This is a genomic window from Escherichia sp. TW14182 (assembly GCF_000208525.1).
Classification (GTDB): domain Bacteria; phylum Pseudomonadota; class Gammaproteobacteria; order Enterobacterales; family Enterobacteriaceae; genus Escherichia; species Escherichia ruysiae.
The window spans coordinates 1-995 of the sequence record NZ_AEJZ01000314.1; the positions used below are offsets into that span (position 1 = coordinate 1).

At 45.3% G+C, this 995-nt stretch carries 1 protein-coding gene; it reads left to right on the forward strand.

From position 1 onward, the window contains the following. Window positions 1–346 precede the first annotated feature (346 nt). Window positions 347–931 (forward strand): hypothetical protein, encoded by a 585-nt coding sequence (locus tag EQY_RS0120620; protein WP_000288259.1) that lies wholly within the window; start codon window positions 347–349, stop codon window positions 929–931. Window positions 932–995 lie beyond the last annotated feature (64 nt).

Consider the following 995-nt stretch of genomic DNA (forward strand, 5'->3'; position numbering starts at 1 on the left):
ATGCGGGTTCGATTCCCGCTACCCGCTCCATAGTAGTAAGGCGAGATTGTGTTATGCACTGACACATTATATATGTGGGGATGGTTTTTGGCCTCTTTATCCACGTCCCGTTCTGTAATGAGTGATACCAATTGCAGTCCAGTGCCATTTTTTACGCCACCGGAATGGTGCATTATTGGTAGAGATTTGCAATGTCTCTGGCAGGGGCCGGTGATGCATCATCCCGATGTTGTAAACATCGCTCAGATAACGTTGAAATCAATCAAACCCAGGAAATACATCCTTAACCGCCGCACCAGGCGGTTTTTTTTGGTCTTTTCATGGCTCGCTATGGCGGGTCTTTTTCATGTATACCCTGGCGGTTATTATGATGGCTTGTTTATTTGTTCATAAGAGGATTGATACAGTGGTCACTTATGTGGATATCAGGGCAAAACGGGCCGAAATTCTGAAAGCTGAGCAGGAATACATTCAGCGGTTGCGGGATACAGCCAAAAGGCTGGTCAATGCTTATGAAGATTCCCTGGAATTGCCTGCTTCACAGTGGCGCGATATTAACGGCAAAGAACGCCCGTATGTTTATATATCGTGGCGCGGACACGATAAGAAACCAGAGGATTTGTGGGTTGAGCTTCAGGATGGTGTTGAATTTGATTTATGTACTGTCATTGATGACAACCCGCGACAGTCGGAATGGGTGAAAGTCGGTGTAAAGATTCTTTTGCTTGATGGTGATAACATAACGATTTCGGTTGATGGTTATCAGGCCAGAACATTTTCGCACGTAGATACGTACGCAAAATTTAACGAGATATGCGAGTTCATCAAAGACAGTATCTTAATGTCGATGAATGAGGTGAAATTTGGCAAAGCATCTCTGCCGAAGATAGAAGGCTGGAGTCGTAAAAAGGAATCGTTCGAAAATCTCTGAATCACCAGGCTACGCATTTGCGTGGCCTTTTTTGTATCCGCGCCACGCCCGGCGCACATCAAAA